The sequence below is a fragment of the Sandaracinus amylolyticus genome (assembly GCF_000737325.1).
GTDB classification, from domain to species: domain Bacteria; phylum Myxococcota_A; class Polyangia; order Polyangiales; family Sandaracinaceae; genus Sandaracinus; species Sandaracinus amylolyticus.
In genome coordinates, this window is sequence record NZ_CP011125.1 from 2,247,166 (window position 1) to 2,262,403 (window position 15,238).

The window sequence follows — 15,238 nt, forward strand, 5'->3', positions numbered from 1 at the left end:
CGCAGAGCCGCGAATTTCAGGGCATTTCAGGCGCTTTCAGGCCGCTCTCAGGGCGGGAGGATCAGCCCGAACCGCCCCGGGCGCGCGCGGGCGAGCGCCGGCGCGAGCTCCCGCGGCCCGATCATCACCACCGGTGCCGCGCCCAGCCGGAACGACGCCGCGGCGCGCGCCACGTCGTCGCTCCGGAGCGACGCGAGCGCCGCGTCGAGGCGCGCATGATCCGCGAGCGTTCGCCCGTGGAGGAACGCGCGCGCCAGCGCGTACGCGACGCTGGTGCGCGCCTCGAGCTGCGTGCGCAGCGTCGCGCGCTCCATGCTCACGGCGGTCGCGAGCTCGTCGGCCTCGATGCGAGCCGGCTCGCGCAGACGCCAGAGCTCGTGCTCGAACACCTGCAGCGTGTCGAGCAGTCGATCGCCGCGCACCGTGCACTCGACGCGCACGGTCGAGTGATCCGCCGCGACACCGAGCTCGGCCGACACGCCGTACGCCCAGCCGCGGCGCTCGCGCACCTCGATGTTCATGCGCGCCGCGAACATGCCGCCGAGCATCCGCGTGAGCACCGCGAACGCCGGGAACCCGGGCTCGTCGGGGCCCGGGCCGCGCTCGACGATCATCAGCGAGCCTTCCTCGGAGCGCACCGGCACGAGCAGCAGGTTGCGCTCCGACTGCGGGAACGTCGGTGGCGGCGCGGGCGGCACCGCCGCGCCGGTGCGCGCCCACGCGCCGAGCGTGCCCTGCACGTGCGCGAAGGCCTCCTCGGGCGTGATGTCGCCCGCGATCGCGATCGTCGTCGACGCCGGCAGGAGCCCGCGGCGGCGCTGCGCGATGCAGTGGGCCCGCTGGAGGCGCTCGACGTGGAGCGCGCTGCCGTACGACGGCGCGGAGCGCGGATCTTCCGGGCCGTAGAGCGACACGAGCGCGCCGAGGCTCGCGAGCCGACCGACGGTCTGCGCGCGCGCGACGAGCTCGCGATGCGCCACGCGCGCGAGCTCCACGTCGGCGGCGAAACAGTCTTCGGCGCGCAGCACCGCCGAGAGCATCGTCAGCGCGGGCACGACCTCCGTGCTCGGCACCTGCATCGCGATGAGCAAGCCGTCGCCGCCCGCCGTGACGTCGGGGGCCGCGAGCTCACGCCCGCGCGCCGCGAGCGCCATCCGCCCGAGCTCGCGCTCCATCACGCGCGCCGTCAGCGACGCCGCGCCGCGCGGCGAGCCCGGGTCGTGGATGTGGAACGCGCGCGACGCGACGACGATCGCGACCAGCGGCAGCTCGGTGCGCGGCACGACCTGCACGTCGAGGCCGGTCGCGAGCGTCGTCCGGTGCACCTCGGGCACCTCGAGCAGCGGGAGCGTCGCGAGCGGCGGAGGCGCGCGCGATGCGTCGTCGCGCGTGCGCACCAGCGGACGATGCGGCGCGGGCAACGTCGCGCGCGATGCGCCTCCGCATCCGGCGTGCATCACGGCGAGCGCGACACAGAGGGCGAGCCACGTGGACCTCATCGCGACCTCTGCACGCGCTGCGTCGTGACCACGCGACCGCCCTCGCGCACGCCCGGCGTCGCGTCGAGCGACACCACGATCCGCCGGTCGAGCGGCAGGAACGCTCGCACCGCGCGGGCCGTGCGCTCCGCGTCGACCTGCGCGTAGCGGCGTGCGTCCGCTGCGACCGTGTACGGCGTGCCGTCGTGCCAGCGCATCGAGAGCAGCTGCGCGCGCGCCGACGTGCGCTCCATCCGCTCCACGAGCCGGTCGAACCACACCTGATCGACACGCCGCACGAGCGCGGGATCGACACCTCCGCGCATGCGCTCGAGCTCCGCGTCGATCGCCGAGAGCGCCTCGGCGGTGCCGCGATCACGCGGGAGCACGACGCCCGCGGTGAACTCCGAGCCGCGCTCGCGGCTGAGCTGGTACGCCCACACGCCGATCGCGAGCCCACGCTCGACGAGCGCGAGGCGCAGCCGCTCCTCGAGGATGTGCGCGACGACGTCGAGCTCGGCGTCGCCGGGCGCGCCGTACGCCGGCGTCGGCCAGACGACGCGCAGCTCGTCGTTCGTGTGATCGGCCTCGACCACGATGCGCGTCTCGTCCTCGAGCCGCACCCGCGGTGGCGTCACGCGCGGCGGCACGCGACCCGAGCGACGGATGCTCCCGAACCAGCGCTCGATCTGCGCGCGCGCCGAGGCGGGCTCGAACCCGCCGGACACGATCAGCGTCGCGTTCGCGGGCTGGTAGTACGACTGCACGAACCACTGCACGTGCGCGAGGCGGATCGCCTCGAGATCGGCCGGGCGCTCGTCGACCTCGCGATACGGGTGCCCCTCGGGATACAGCGCGCGCGCGGTCACGCCCGGCAACAGGCCGTGCGCGCTCAGCGCGTAGTGCTCGATGCGCTCGCGCGCGACGATCCGCCGTTGCTCGTCGACGTTCGCCTCGTCGAGCACCGAGAGCAGGTACGCCATGCGATCGCTCTCGAGGAACAGCGCGGTCTCGAGCCGCTCGGAGGGCAACGTCTGGTGGTACTCGGTGCGATCGAGCGACGTCGTGGCGTTGCGATCGAGGCTCCCCGCGCGCTCGAGCCACGGGATGTACGAGTCGTTCGGCACGTGCAGCGAGCCCTCGAACATCAGGTGCTCGGCGAGATGCGCGAGGCCGGTCCAGCCGGGGCGCTGATCCGCCGCGCCCACGTGGTAGGTGACCTGCACCGTGACCTCGCGCCGTCCGGGCAGCGGATCGAGGATCACCTCGAGCCCGTTCTCGAGGACGTAGCGCTCGGGGTCGGGCATCTCGAGCGCGAAGCGCTCCGGGGCGCGCGCAGTCTGGGCGTGCGCGTGTCGCGCCGACAGCGTGGTCGTGAGGAGCAGGATCGCGCACGCGAGAGCAATCGCGGCGTGCGCGATGGATGGGTGCTTCATGACCGCGCGTGTGTAGCAGCGATCACGCGCGCGATGGAAGGCGCTCGATCACGTCGCGCGCGGGCCGAACACCTCGACGTCGACGCCCGGGCTCCAGTGCAGGATCTCGGGCGCGCGCTGCAGCGCGGGGAGGCCGGCCGCCGCGGTGAGCGTCTGCTCGAGCCGCAGCACGCGCGCCCGATGTGCGGGGTAGGGCGCATGGTGCACCTGCCCCTCGAGGATCCGCCCGCGGTGCGCGGCGAAGAGCAGGTAGCGCTCGAGCAGGAAGTGCTCGAACGTGCCCGGCGCCGACGCGCCGAGCGCATCGCCGATCTCGTAGTCGACGTCGAACCGCGCATCGTGCCCACGCCGCGACGACGCGTACAGCACGCGCGCGCCGTCGCGCTCGGTGCGCATGCGCGCGTGCCAGTAGGGCAGCGACCATCCGACGCGCGCCGCGCGCACCGCGAGCCACGAGCTCGCCTCGAGCGAGAAGAACCACACGCCGGGGCGGCCGCGGTGGTGCACGTACGTGCGCAGGTTCAGCTCGAGGAAGTCGAGCGCCAGCGCGCCGGGCAGCCACGAAGGGCGGATCTGCTCCATGCGGAACGGCACCGCGCCGATCCACGCGCGGCCCTCCCACGCGTCGAGCTCGAGCGCCGCCGGCACGAGCGCGCGCACCTCGTCGAGCGAGACGCTCCAGTGCACGAAGAGCAGCTCGCGCCACCGCTGCGTGCCGGCGTTCGCGCCCTCGGGTCGTCGCGTCGGCGCGATGCGATCGAGCGTCATCGCGCCATCATGCGCGATCGAAGCGCGCTGCGAACGCGCGGAACGTCGCGCCCTCCTCCGACGTGTCGAGCACGCTGAAGCGCACGACGTCGAACACGCCGGCGTGGCTGCCCTCGAGCGCCGACGCGAAGAGCCCCGCGACCTCGATCGGATCGTTGCGGAACACACCGCACCCGAACGCGCCGAGCACCAGCGCGCGATGCTCGTGCGCAGCCGCGACGTCGAGGATGCGCGCGATGCGCTCCGCCATGACCGGCGCGGTGTCCTCGTCGGGATCGAGCTCGCGGCGGTTCGGCGCCGCCGCGACGAGGAACGAGCAGGGCCACGGCGCCTCGAGCAGCGTGCCCGCGTCGTCGCGTAGCACCGGCACGTCGGGCGCGTGGATCACGTGGTGCGAGTACGACGGATCACGCCGCGCGCGGTGGTGCTGGTAGAACGGCGAGCCCTCCTCGCACGCGTAGAGCGCGGACGCGCGCGCGAGGCTCTCTTCCTGCGCCTCCGAGCCGCCGAGGAACCCGCCGCCAGGGTTGCGCGCGGAGCCGAACACGAGCGCGGCGACGCGTCGTCCCTCGTCGTGCAGGCGTCGTGCGCCGGCGAGCGTGGTCTCGTTCGCGACGGTGATGATCGTGGGGCGCGCGCTCGGGATCGCGCGCGGCGGTGGGCGCTCGGGCGTGTGCAGCGTGGTGCCCGCGATCGCGTCGCCGATCGCGCGCTCGACGTCGACCTCGCGCCCGCTCGGCGCGACGTAGCGACCGGCGCGGAGGATCGCGACGGTCTCCTCCGCGATCTCCTGGCGGCGCTTGCGGTTGAGCTTGTTGGTCATGCTTCGATGCATGACGCATCGAAGACTTCGATGCAAGTTGCATCGAAGATCGGCGGAAGCACGAACGCCGGTGACCTCGTGCGAGATCACCGGCGTCCGTGGGGGTCAGTCGATCACTGCGCCTGCGCGAGCGTGGTGGTCGGCGTCGCCGCTTCCTGCGTCGTGATGCCGAGGCGGTACGCCCGGCGACGGCCCTGCTCGTAGCTGCCGACGAAGACCTCGTAGCGGCCCGCGGGCATCTCGCCTTCGACGACCGGGTGGAAGCCGTCGCTGTCGTCGTTGCAGAGGTACGTGCCGTCGGGCTTGCGCACGACGAGCGTGACGTCCGAGTCCGCCTCGGTGCCGAACGCCATGATCTTCAGGCGCGGCATCGCGGCCTGGAGATCGATCACGTGATCGGGGCTCGAGCTCACCCAGCCCGCGCATTCGGAGTTGAGCGTGGAGGCCTCGACCGCGCCGCCCGACGTGCCCGTCGTGATCGTGGGATCGGTGAAGCCGGTCGCGATCGTGATGGTCGCGCCGCCGCCGGCGGCCGCCGCGCCGGGCGCGGCCGTGGTGCCCTCGGCGGGCGTGGGCGTGGTGGGCGGAGGCGTCGGCGTCGGCGTCGTGGTGGTCGCCGGCGCGGTGCCGGTCGTCTCCGTCGTCGACGCTTCTTCGTTGCTTCCACACGCGGCGAGACCGCACAGCGCGACGACGGCGATCAGGAACGAACGGATCATGTCTACCCCCGGAATCCTGAGTGGGTCATGGACAGGACCGCGCTCGGCTCGCATCCGACATCCCCCTGCGAGCGTCACCGAGTGAGCAGTCCGCCCTCGTGTGGGCAGCGACGTGGGCACCACGCCGCGCGCGACAACGGCCACGCGCGCGGACTGCGCGCGTGATCAGAGCCGCGTGATCGCGGCGAGCAGCGCGCCGACGTCGTCGCTCGCGTGCACGACGAGCTCGGGCGCGCTCGGCGCCTCGTACGCGACGCCGACGCCGGGCATCGTGCTCGACTGCGCGGCGTGGGCGCGCGCGTAGAAGCCCTTGTCGTCGCGAGCCTCGGCGGTCGCGAGCGGCACGTCGACGTGAACCTCGACGAAGCGCGGCGCGAGCGCGCGCGCACGATCGCGGAACGCGCGGCGGTGCGCCGTCGCGGGCACGAGCACGACGAGCCCTTGTGACGCGGCGAGCGCTGCCAGCCGCGCGAGCGTCTCGTAGAAGGCGTCGCGCGCGTCGTCGTCGTAGCCGGGCCGCGGGCGCAGCGCTTCGCGCACGTCGTCGCCGTCGAGCACGAGCGTCGCGACGTTCGTGCTGCGCAGTCGCTCCGCGGCGCGTCGCGCGAGCGTCGACTTGCCCGACGAGGGAAGCCCGGTGAGCCACACGACGACGCCGCTCGATGCAGTGTCGCTCACGTCATCGCCTCGATGCCGATCGCGGGATCGAAGCGCGGCGCAGCGAGGACGCGCTCGACGAAGCGCAGCAGGCGATCGCGATCCTCGCCGCGCAGGTGCGGGTACCAGCGCGGGCTCGACACGACGAGCGCGCGCCACGCGAAGAACGGCGCGATCGCCTCGAGCACGCCGTCGTCGCCGCTCGCGCGCAGATAGCGATCGAACGTGCGCGACCACAACGCGCCGAGCCCGTCCTTCCACACGTCGCGGTGCTCGAGCCCGAAGAAGAGATGGTTGATCGTGAGCGACGCGAGATCGTCGGCGGGGTCGCCCTGCGCGCCGCGGCTCGCGTCGAGCGCCGTGAGCGCCTCGCCATCGAAGAGCAGGTTGAACGGGTGGAAGTCGCCGTGGGTGCGTCGCAGTCGATCGGTGCGACGGCGCAGGCGCAGGCGATGCTCGAGGCACGCGCGCTCGATCGCGTCGAGCCGCGCGCGCGGCGCGCCCGGCGTGTCGTCGGGGTACGCGTCGACGATCCCCGCGATGCCCTCGCCCGCGCCGACGAGGTCGCGGATCGCGCGCACGTACGCGCCCTCGTGGGTGCCCGGCGTGCGGTGCAGCGCGACGAGGTAGCGGACGAGCGCGTCGGCGCGCGCGACGTCGAGCTCGCGCACGATGCCGTCGCGCGCGATGCGGCGGAGATCGTCGGCGTAGAGCTCGCCCTCGGCCCACTCGGTGATCAGGTACGCCTCGCCGGTCGCGCGCAGCGACACGAGCGTCCCGTCGTCGCGCAGCGCGCCCACGTCGATCGCGCGCACGTGCTGCGGGAAGAGCCCGAACGTGTCGTACGCGAGGACCTGTGCGGCGACACGATCCGCGCGGCGATCGTGGCCGTACTCGTCGCTGCCCGCGGTGTGGAGCACCACGTCGCGCGTCGTCCCGCTCTCGGTCGCGAGCGTGACGCGCAGCGGATGTCCGTACCCGAGCTCCTTCTCCGTCTCGTCGCTCGGCGGATGCGCATCGGGCCCGAGCGCGCACGCCCGCACGACGCGCGCGCCCGGGAACAGCGACGCGAGATGCGCGCGCAGTCCGGCGGGCAGCTTGTCCGATCGATCCGGCACCCCGGCGATCTAGACGCGCGCCCCGATCACGCCACCGGCTCTCCGCGCTCGCGCAGCACGCGCGTCACGGTCGCCCAGACCGCGCCCGCGTCGCTGCCGGGATCGTCCCAGCGGCCCGAGAAGCGCCCGCAGAAGCTCGACTTGAGCACCTCGGGCAGGTTCGCGCGCGGCTCCTCGCTCATCAGCGGATGCTCGAGGTACACGCACGCTTCGTCGGTCGCGCGCACCGAGAGGCTCTGTCCGAGCTCGGGCGCGTGGCGCACCGCATCGGCGATCGCGACGAGCGTCTCGACCAGCTCCTTGCCGAGCGAGGGATGGCGCGCGCGCAGCAGCTTCACCTCTTCGGGCGGCGGCGGATAACGCATCTGCAGCGGCGCGAAGCGATCGAGCTGCGCGGCGTCGATCCCGAACGTGCCGGAGAACTCGCGACCGCGGTTCACCGCGGCGACGAACTGCACGTGATCGGGGATCTTCACGAAGCGGTTCTCGACCGGATGGAACACGCGGCGCGTCGCGTCGAGCGCGGGCATCAGCGCGTTGCGCGCGCTCTCGGGGCAGCGATTGAGCTCGTCGAGGAAGACGAGCCAGCGCTTGTCCTTCGACTCGTTGGCCTGCTCGATGGCGAGGAGCACGTCGGTCTTCACGAAGTCGGTGACCGGCGCGCCCGACGCGCTCGCGCGCACCTGGATGGTCGCGAGGAAATCGCTCGCCTCGACCACTGCGCCGCAGTTGAAGAAGACGAACTCCATGCCGAGCGACTCCGCGATCGCGCGCGCGAGCGTCGTCTTGCCGCAGCCCTGCGGACCGTCGAGCAGGATGTTGAGCCCGCTCTCGAGCAGGATCTGCAGCTTCTTCGCGACCGACGGATCGATCCACACGCCCTCGATGCGGAACGGCGCGGGGCGCTCCCACTTCGCCTCGATGAAGCCGTGGTCGGCGCGCTCCGGCTTGTGGATCGCCTCGATGCGCACGAGGCACGGCACGCCGGGCTGGATGCGCACGTCGTCGCTGAGCACGACCTTCGGCGCGCGTCGCCCGTCGAGGTGCGTCGCGCGGTACTTGAAGCGCGAGTCCTCGACGGGGTTCGCCCAGAACGTCGCCTCCATCACCGCGCCCACGCGGATCTCGTCGATCTCCAGCTTCGTCATGATCAACCCCTCATCACCTGGCGCACCAGCTTCGTGATCACCTCGCCGAAGCGCGCGACCGCTCCGTCGAGCTCGCCGCCTTCGATCACCACGTAGTGCGGGAAGCACACTTCCTCGAGCGGTCGCACCGCGACCTGCGCGCACGCGATGCCGCGACGCGTGGTGCGGCGCACGCACGTGCGAAGCGCGTCGACCGAGCACTCGGTCGGGAGCCCGTCGCTGATCATCACGATCAGCTTCGCGCGGCGGGTCGAGCGCGCGGCGACGTGCGCCACGTGGTCGAGCGCGGCCGCGTCGTTGTTCCCGTCGGTCGCGCGCAGCGACGTGATCGCGCTGCGGCGCGCATCGCCCGCGTCGTAGATGCAGCGGTCGGTGAACCCGAACGCACGCAGATCGACGCCGCGCAGATCGCGCGCCGCTTCCGCGAGCAGCACGCCGAACGCGTGGGCGCGCTCCATCGAGGTGCCCTGCATCGAGCCCGAGCAGTCGATCAGCACGCCGAGGAACAGATCGGTGCGGTGGCGCAGCTCGCGCGCGATCAGCACGCGCGGATCGCCGCGGGTCACGAGCGCGCGCAGGCGCGCGACGTCGAGGCGACGTCCTTGGAGGCGCATCCGCTGCGGCTCCCAGCGCAGGCCGAGCTCTTCGAGGTGACGGCGCATGCGATCGGCGTGGCGACGCACCGTGCTCGCGACCTGCTCGTGCTTGCCGGGATCGGGCGCGAGCACCTCGACGCGCGTGATCGGCGCCCAGTCCTGGCTCGCGCCGACGTTGATCGCGAGCGGCTGGTCGCGCCCGGCGGGCGGTGCGCCGGGCGTGCTGCGAGGCGCCTCGAGCACGCGCTGCACCTCGCGCTGCACCTCGCCGTCGGTGATGCCCTCGTCGCAGTCGACGAGCTCGCCCGGGCGCGACACCGACTCCGCGCCGCCGAAGCCGAGCGCGACGTCGATCTCCTGTCCGAAGATGCGATGCAGCGCCTGCGCGATCTCCCAGAGCCGCGGCACGTCGGCGTGGCGGAACTTGCGATCGAACAGCGCGAGCGCCTCGCGCACCTTGGGGTCGCCTGAGCGATCACCGAGGCCCATGCGCAGCGCGCGCACGAAGCGCGCGAACGAGTGACCACGCGCCTCGAGCGCACCGAGCACCGCGCCGCTCTCCACCGTGATCGCGGCGCGATCGCGCGCGACGCCGAGCTTCGTCGCGCTCAGCACGTCGAACGCGTGCGCGCCGAGGATCGAGAGCAGGAGATCGAGCTTCACGTCGTTGCGCGAGTGCCGGAAGGCCCACGCCGCGAGCGTCTTCAGGCGATCGCCCCACTCCGCCTCCATCGCGCGCAGGTTGCGCTCGAGGTGCTCGTCCATGACGAGGTTGAGCAGGCGCACGAGGCCCATCTCGTCGGCCTTCTCCCAGATCGCGATCGCCTCGTCGGAGCCGTGGAACACGTGATGCCCGATCTCGTGCAGCACGAGGGCCTCCACGATCGTCCGCCCGTCGCGCTCGCGCTGGAAGATCGGCAGCGGCGTCACGTGGACGTCACCCGAGCGCATCGTCGTGTAGCCGAGCTGCGAGACGTCGCTGATGTGGAAGCGCAGGACGCGCCCGGTGAGCTCGCGCGCGCGGCGCGTGCCCCACGCGAACACGTCGGCGACCTCGCGCAGCTTCGCGTCGCGGGCGCGCGCCGGCGCCATCAGCAAGCGCGCACGACGCCGCGCGACCTCGTAGATGCCGTCCTCCAGCACGCGGCGGAGCGCGGACTCTCGAGCGCTCGGTCGCGTGCGCAACCGTTCGAGCAGATCGACGATCCGCGGCTCGAGCACGTGCTCGTGCCCGACGGTGAGGCCGCCCTCCGCGAGCGCCATCACCATGCCCTCGCTGATGCGCCGGATCAGGTCGATCGGGAGCGGCTGCTCGGCGCGCAGCGCGCTCTGGAGGAGGAGCGGCGCGCCGAGGCGATCCTCTTCCGCGATCAGCCACTGCGCGACCTCTCTGCGCAGCGCCGCGTGACGCTCGGGCCCCGCGATCAGGAACGCGCGCAGGCCCTCGAGGCAGCGCTCTCGCTCCGCGGGCCGCCAGACGTGCGTGCGCAGCGTGCGGACCGCGCGCGTGTACGCGTGCGGATGCGGCGACCGCGCGAGCGTGCAGGCGACGACGACGAGCGGGCGCAGCGCCTCGAGCCGCTCGACGTCGCTCTCGCGCATCCACCCGATCGGCGGCGTGGGATCGCACGCCGCCTCGAGCGCGACGTCGGCGAGGTCGGTGCGACCCAGCCGCGCCAGCGACACCGCGAGCCGGAACCGCAGCTCCGCGTCGGCGCCCGCGCCGCGACGCGCGCGCACCATCGCCTCGATCACGTCGAGCGCCGGCTGCGACTCGAAGAAGTCCACCGCGCCCGCGAGCGCGCTCGCGCAGGGCACACCGGGCTCGCGCTCGAGCAGCTGCGCGATCCGTCGCTCGCCCGCGGCCGCGCCGCGCAGGAGCAGCGCGAGCGCGGCCTCCTGAACGAGCGGCTCGATCGTGCCCTCGCACTCGCGGGCGAGCGCATCGAGATCGGCGAGGCTCTTGATGCGGTCGATCGCATCGAGCTCGTCCGACGTGATGCGCGCGCGCGGAGGTCGCCGCGCCGGCGCGAGCCCGCGCGCGCTCGCGATCGGGGCGAGCCGCTCGCGCGTGCGCTCCGGCAGATCGGGGAGCCGCGCGACGATCGCGGGCGTGCGCTCCGCGAGCAGCGTCGGCGCGACCACGCCGCACGACACGAGCAGGCGCGCCGCCATGTCGCCGAGATCGGTGTCGAGCTCGGCGAGCGCGAGATCGAAGAGCGCGGGCGTCGCGAGCTCTTCGAGGCGCGCGCGATCGCGCCACCGCCACATCTCCGCGACGGTCGCGACGCCCGCCCAGATCTGTTGCGCGAGGATCGGCGCCGGGAGCGATCGCGCCGCCGCGAGCGCGCCGAGCGCACCGTCGCTCCCCGCGGCGAGCCGCTCGATCAGCGCGAACGCGTGCGCCTCGAAGAGGTGCAGCCACGCGTTCGCGAGCACCGGGAGCACGTCCTGACGACCGCGCCAGCGGCGCACCATCTCGGCGTCGAGCTCGGTGCGGAACGCAGCGGTCGGCGCGGACCAGCGCGCCAGCTCGCGTGCGACCGCGACGGGATCGTCGTGCGAGGCGAGCAGCGCCGCGCACACCACGGGCGACACGATCGGTCGGCGCGCCGCGAGCACCGCGACGAGCCCACGCCGCGGCGCGGTCAGCGCGGGCCGCAGCGCGTCGAGCAGATCGCCCGCCGTGGTCGCGCCCGCGATGCGCGCGACCTGGTGCTCGTCGAGCGTCGTCACCGTGAGCGACGTGGGATCTTCGAGCGCAGGGCGGGGCACGCGGCTCGTCGCCCAGCCGCGGAGCGCGGGGTGCTCGTGCTCGGCGAGCGCGTGCGCGAGCGCCAGCTCCTTCGCGAACGGGAGGCTCGTGACGTGGCCGAGCAGCGTCACCAGCGCGACGAGCCGCTCGAGATCGAGCGAGCGCGCGGCGTCCACCCACGCGTCGGCGCCGACGCGGCGCGCGACGTCGCCGAGGAGATCGAGCAGGAGCGGCGAGCCCTTCGCGTCGTCGTGATCGACGAGCGCGATCATCAGCGCGCGAAGCGCCTCGGGCACGGCGGCGATGCACGCTCCGAGCACCTCGACGGAGCGACCGATCTTCGCCGAGGTCAGGCGCGCCTCCTCGGACGCGCGGAGCACGTCGAGCGCGAGCGCGACGTCGATCGCGAGCGCTGCGTCGACCCCGGCGGGAAGCGCGACGTCGTCGGTCGGGGTCGCGGTGATCGCGAGGGCGACGAGGAGCGCGCGCCGATCCGGCATCGCGCTCAGCAGCGCCGGCAGGAGCGAGGGAGCGCGCGCGATCAGCGGCGCCGCGCGGTGCGCATCGGCCCGGAACGCCTCGATGATCTCGCGCTCGCCGAGGCGCGCGATCACCGTCGCGGCATCGACGCCGCGGGCGACCGTGAAGACCGCGGCGAGCGCTCGCAGGTCGAGCGTGCCCTCCGGCGTGCGCACGAGATCGCCGCCGAGCAGCGCGTCGACGGTCTCCGCCGCGAGCGCGGGCACTGCATCACCGCACTGCAGCGGGCCCTCGAGAGCGTCGACGCGCACCGCGCGCGACAGGCGAACGTCGGCGAGCGCGGCGGGATACACCGCGCCGAGCAGCGCGCACGCAGGCGCGGGCAGCTCGCCGCGCCGACGCAGCAGCGCATAGAGCGCAGCCGCCGCGCGACGATGTGTGTCGGGGCGCCCGAGCAGGAGCGCGCGCACCGTGCGCAGCACGCTCGCGCAGCGCGAGGGCTCGACGTCGGGCGCGAGGAAGAGCTCGATCATCTCTTCGAGCGTGTCGTCGAGCGCGACGCCGGGATCGTCGCCGTCGAGGATCGGATCGATCTCCGCCGGCGTGCGGTACCGGATCACGAGCAGCTCGTTCAGGAGCTGCACGCCGAGGTTCGACTCGATCCACGCCCGCGCGCGCTCGGCGCTCATCACGCCGGTCCGGACGTGCGCGAGGATCGGTCCGATCGCGCGCGGCTGCGCCGGCAGTGTGACGCGATCGGCGCACGCCGGATCGGGCAGCAGGTGCAGCGCGAGCGACTCACAGCCGAGCGGCGCCGTGCCCTCGACCGCAGCGCGACGCACCGCGGGATCGCGATGGAAGATCGCGAGCGCCCATGCGGCGGGCAGCCCCGCGCTCGACGCGCGCAGCGACTCGACGGCCGCGATGCGCACCTCCTGGTCACGATCGTCGAGCGACTCGGAGATGCGCAGGAGCCCGACGCGCCCGCGCGCGCCGGCGAGCGCGCGCACCGCCGCGACACGCACGTCGACGTCGTCGTGCGAGAGCGCGGGCGCGAGCGCGCCGAGCCAGGGCGCACGCTCTGGGATCGGCAGGGACGCGAGCGTGCGCAGCGCCGGCAGATCGTCGCGATCGACCGAGCGCGTGAGCAGGCGTTGGAAGAGGAGGACGGGCACGACGAGGCCGTTGTGGGTGCGAGGAGTGTGCGGGTCGCAGCGGGGTCGTACGCAAGCATCGAGTGTCACGTCCCCCGCGGAGAGCGTGAGAGTCCGACTGCGATGCTCGACGTTCGTTCGGTGAGCCGCGGCTCGGAGCGCATGACGCTCGTCGCCGAGGGGGCGCGCACGCCGTGTGCTGGACACACGACGACCTCGAGCCGCGCGGACAGCGGGATCGTCCGCACGGCTGCATCGCGCGCCGGGAGCGCGGCGGGCACGAGCGCGCCTGGATCCGTGGGCCACGAAGACACTGCGCCGGCTCGATCGCTCGAGCCGACGCGCCCGAAGGTCTCCGCGGCGCGCAGGCGAGAATGCCCACGCACCGGGTGGCTCGACGGAGACCGGGCGCCGCGTCCGACCGCTCCCACCGGAGGGGTCGCTTCGACGACGCGGTGCCGCGCTCGCCGCGCCTCACGAGCGCGCGAGCGCGATCGGAAGGCGCTCAGACGAGCGCGAGAGCCAGGGGATCCAGGTGCAGCACGAGCTCCGCGACGCGGCTCACCGCACGAGCACGCGGTTCACCACACGAACGCCGCCGGCATCGGCAGCGCTCGGGGACCGGTGCACCCGATCACCTCGAGGGCTTCCTCTCCTCGGAGCGAGAGCTCTCGTCCGAGAAAGAGACAGTCTTCGCAGGCGTATGTGCGGGAGTGAGGGCTCATGCAGTGGACCTCCGTCGCGTCGGGTGAGCAGAACGGAGCGAGTCGCAGAGTTAGCAGAGTGCCTATCGACGTGCCAGTGCGAGAATCGATCTCACGATATCCGACTGCCATCCTCCGACTGGCACTCTCGCATCAGTCCCTCACGGCACGCTTCGCGCTTGGTGCTCTCCGCGATGACCGACGACACGCGTGAGGGCGCCGTCCGCGCGGCGAAGATCATCGTGATCGGCCTCGGCGGGGTGGCGCTCGCGTACGTCCTCGGCGCCCCGCTGGTGCACTACGCCGCAGTGCTCGCGTGCGCGCTGCTGCTCGGCATCGCGATGTGGGCAATCGCGAGCGCGGTCTCGCGCCGTCTGCACCTCCCGTATCGCGCGTCGCTCGCGCTCACGCTGCTCGCGCTGGTCGGCCTCGTCGTCGCGTTCTCGATGTGGACGGGGCCGCAGATCGCGGCGCAGGTCGACGACCTCGAGATCGCCGTGCGCGACGGTGTCGAGCGCGCGCGCACGTGGGTCGAGGAGACGCCGCTTGCGCGGCGCATCCGCGAGCGCGTCGGGGGCATGGACGATCAGCTCGCCGCGCGCTCCGGCGAGATGCTCGGCTCCGTGCAGCGCAGCGTCGCCAGCGGGCTCGGCGCGCTCGCCGACACGGTCATCGTGATCTTCCTGGCCGTCTTCTTCGCGGCGACGCCGCGTCGCTACGTGGACGGCTTGCTGATGCTCGCTCCGCGTCCGCGGCGTGATCGCCTGCGCGAGGTGATCCACGCGACCGTCGGCACGCTGCGCTCGTGGTTCGCGGCGCGCCTCTTCCTCATGACGGTGATCGGCGTCGCGTTCGGCGTCGGGCTCGCGCTGCTCGGCGTGCCGCTCGCGCTGCCCATCGGCGTGATCACCGGGGCGCTCGCGTTCATCCCGTTCATCGGCGCGATCCTCGCGCTCGTGCCCGCCGTGGCCGTCGCGTTCCTGCAGGGGCCCGAGAAGGCGCTGCAGGTCTTGGTGCTCTATCTCGTGATCCAGTTCCTCGAGACGAACCTGCTCGACCCCGTCGTCGAGTCGCGCGCCGTGAACCTGCCGCCCGCGCTCGTGGTGCTCGCGCAGCTCGTCACGGTCGTGTACCTCGGGCCGGTCGGCGTGCTCGTCGCGACGCCGCTGCTCGTCGTCGTCGTCGTCGCGGTCCGGATGCTCTACGTGGAGGACGTGCTCGGCGAGCCCGCGGCGCCGCATGGCGAGCGACGCGGGCTCTTCCGTTGGAGGCCGAGACGCGCCCACCGCGAGGCGAGCGCCGCGACGTGAGTCCCTACCGGAGTGCTCGTCCCGCCGGTCCCGGAGGGGAGCGCGCGAAGCGCGCGGACGGTAGGGACCCGCGGGCGAGCCGATCTTCGTCT

10 protein-coding genes are annotated in these 15,238 nt (G+C 73.3%); 1 reads left to right on the forward strand and 9 read right to left on the reverse strand.

All coding sequences use genetic code 11. The features are described 5' to 3' along the window. Window positions 1-47: 47 nt before the first annotated feature. From DB32_RS09440 to DB32_RS09480, 9 genes are all read right to left on the reverse strand, one after another. Window positions 48-1,499, reverse strand: a complete 1,452-nt coding sequence (locus DB32_RS09440) for a M16 family metallopeptidase (protein ID WP_053232089.1) — start codon at window positions 1,497-1,499, stop codon at window positions 48-50. Next, window positions 1,496-2,914 (reverse strand): M16 family metallopeptidase, encoded by a 1,419-nt coding sequence (locus DB32_RS09445; protein WP_053232090.1) that lies wholly within the window; start codon window positions 2,912-2,914, stop codon window positions 1,496-1,498. Before DB32_RS09445 ends, DB32_RS09440 begins: the two co-directional genes overlap by 4 nt. A gap of 48 nt (window positions 2,915-2,962) precedes the next feature. Then, on the reverse strand, window positions 2,963-3,682 hold the full coding sequence (locus tag DB32_RS09450; protein ID WP_053232091.1) for a YqjF family protein: 720 nt from the start codon (window positions 3,680-3,682) through the stop codon (window positions 2,963-2,965). 7 nt (window positions 3,683-3,689) lie between these two features. Further along, window positions 3,690-4,505 (reverse strand): TIGR02452 family protein, encoded by an 816-nt coding sequence (locus DB32_RS09455; RefSeq protein ID WP_053232092.1) that lies wholly within the window; start codon window positions 4,503-4,505, stop codon window positions 3,690-3,692. Between the two features lie 113 nt (window positions 4,506-4,618). Next, window positions 4,619-5,224 (reverse strand): hypothetical protein, encoded by a 606-nt coding sequence (locus tag DB32_RS09460; protein ID WP_053232093.1) that lies wholly within the window; start codon window positions 5,222-5,224, stop codon window positions 4,619-4,621. 165 nt (window positions 5,225-5,389) lie between these two features. Next, entirely contained in the window at window positions 5,390-5,902 is a 513-nt protein-coding gene (locus DB32_RS09465; protein ID WP_053232094.1) for an adenylyl-sulfate kinase, read from the reverse strand. Continuing rightward, the gene (locus tag DB32_RS09470) at window positions 5,899-6,999 is read right to left on the reverse strand and encodes a phosphotransferase family protein (RefSeq protein ID WP_240481184.1); all 1,101 of its coding nucleotides are present in this window, start codon (window positions 6,997-6,999) and stop codon (window positions 5,899-5,901) included. Before DB32_RS09470 ends, DB32_RS09465 begins: the two co-directional genes overlap by 4 nt. Before the next feature lie 26 nt (window positions 7,000-7,025). Further along, window positions 7,026-8,147, reverse strand: a complete 1,122-nt coding sequence (locus DB32_RS09475) for an AAA family ATPase (protein ID WP_053232096.1) — start codon at window positions 8,145-8,147, stop codon at window positions 7,026-7,028. A 2-nt stretch (window positions 8,148-8,149) separates the two neighbouring features. Further along, window positions 8,150-13,153, reverse strand: a complete 5,004-nt coding sequence (locus tag DB32_RS09480; RefSeq protein WP_053232097.1) for a vWA domain-containing protein — start codon at window positions 13,151-13,153, stop codon at window positions 8,150-8,152. Between the two features lie 727 nt (window positions 13,154-13,880). On the opposite strand from DB32_RS09480, the gene DB32_RS09490 reads away from it, so the two are divergent. Further along, window positions 13,881-15,146: an AI-2E family transporter gene (locus tag DB32_RS09490; protein WP_169791387.1), complete on the forward strand. Its 1,266-nt coding sequence runs from the start codon at window positions 13,881-13,883 to the stop codon at window positions 15,144-15,146. The last annotated feature ends 92 nt before the right edge of the window (window positions 15,147-15,238 follow it).

Coding starts and splice junctions, on each gene's coding strand:
- DB32_RS09460 (WP_053232093.1), bottom strand. CDS start 5,224: ATGATCCGTTCGTTCCTGATCGCCGTCGTCGCGCTGTGCGGTCTCGCC.
- DB32_RS09475 (WP_053232096.1), bottom strand. CDS start 8,147: ATGACGAAGCTGGAGATCGACGAGATCCGCGTGGGCGCGGTGATGGAG.
- DB32_RS09450 (WP_053232091.1), bottom strand. CDS start 3,682: ATGACGCTCGATCGCATCGCGCCGACGCGACGACCCGAGGGCGCGAAC.
- DB32_RS09440 (WP_053232089.1), bottom strand. CDS start 1,499: ATGAGGTCCACGTGGCTCGCCCTCTGTGTCGCGCTCGCCGTGATGCAC.
- DB32_RS09455 (WP_053232092.1), bottom strand. CDS start 4,505: ATGACCAACAAGCTCAACCGCAAGCGCCGCCAGGAGATCGCGGAGGAG.
- DB32_RS09445 (WP_053232090.1), bottom strand. CDS start 2,914: ATGAAGCACCCATCCATCGCGCACGCCGCGATTGCTCTCGCGTGCGCG.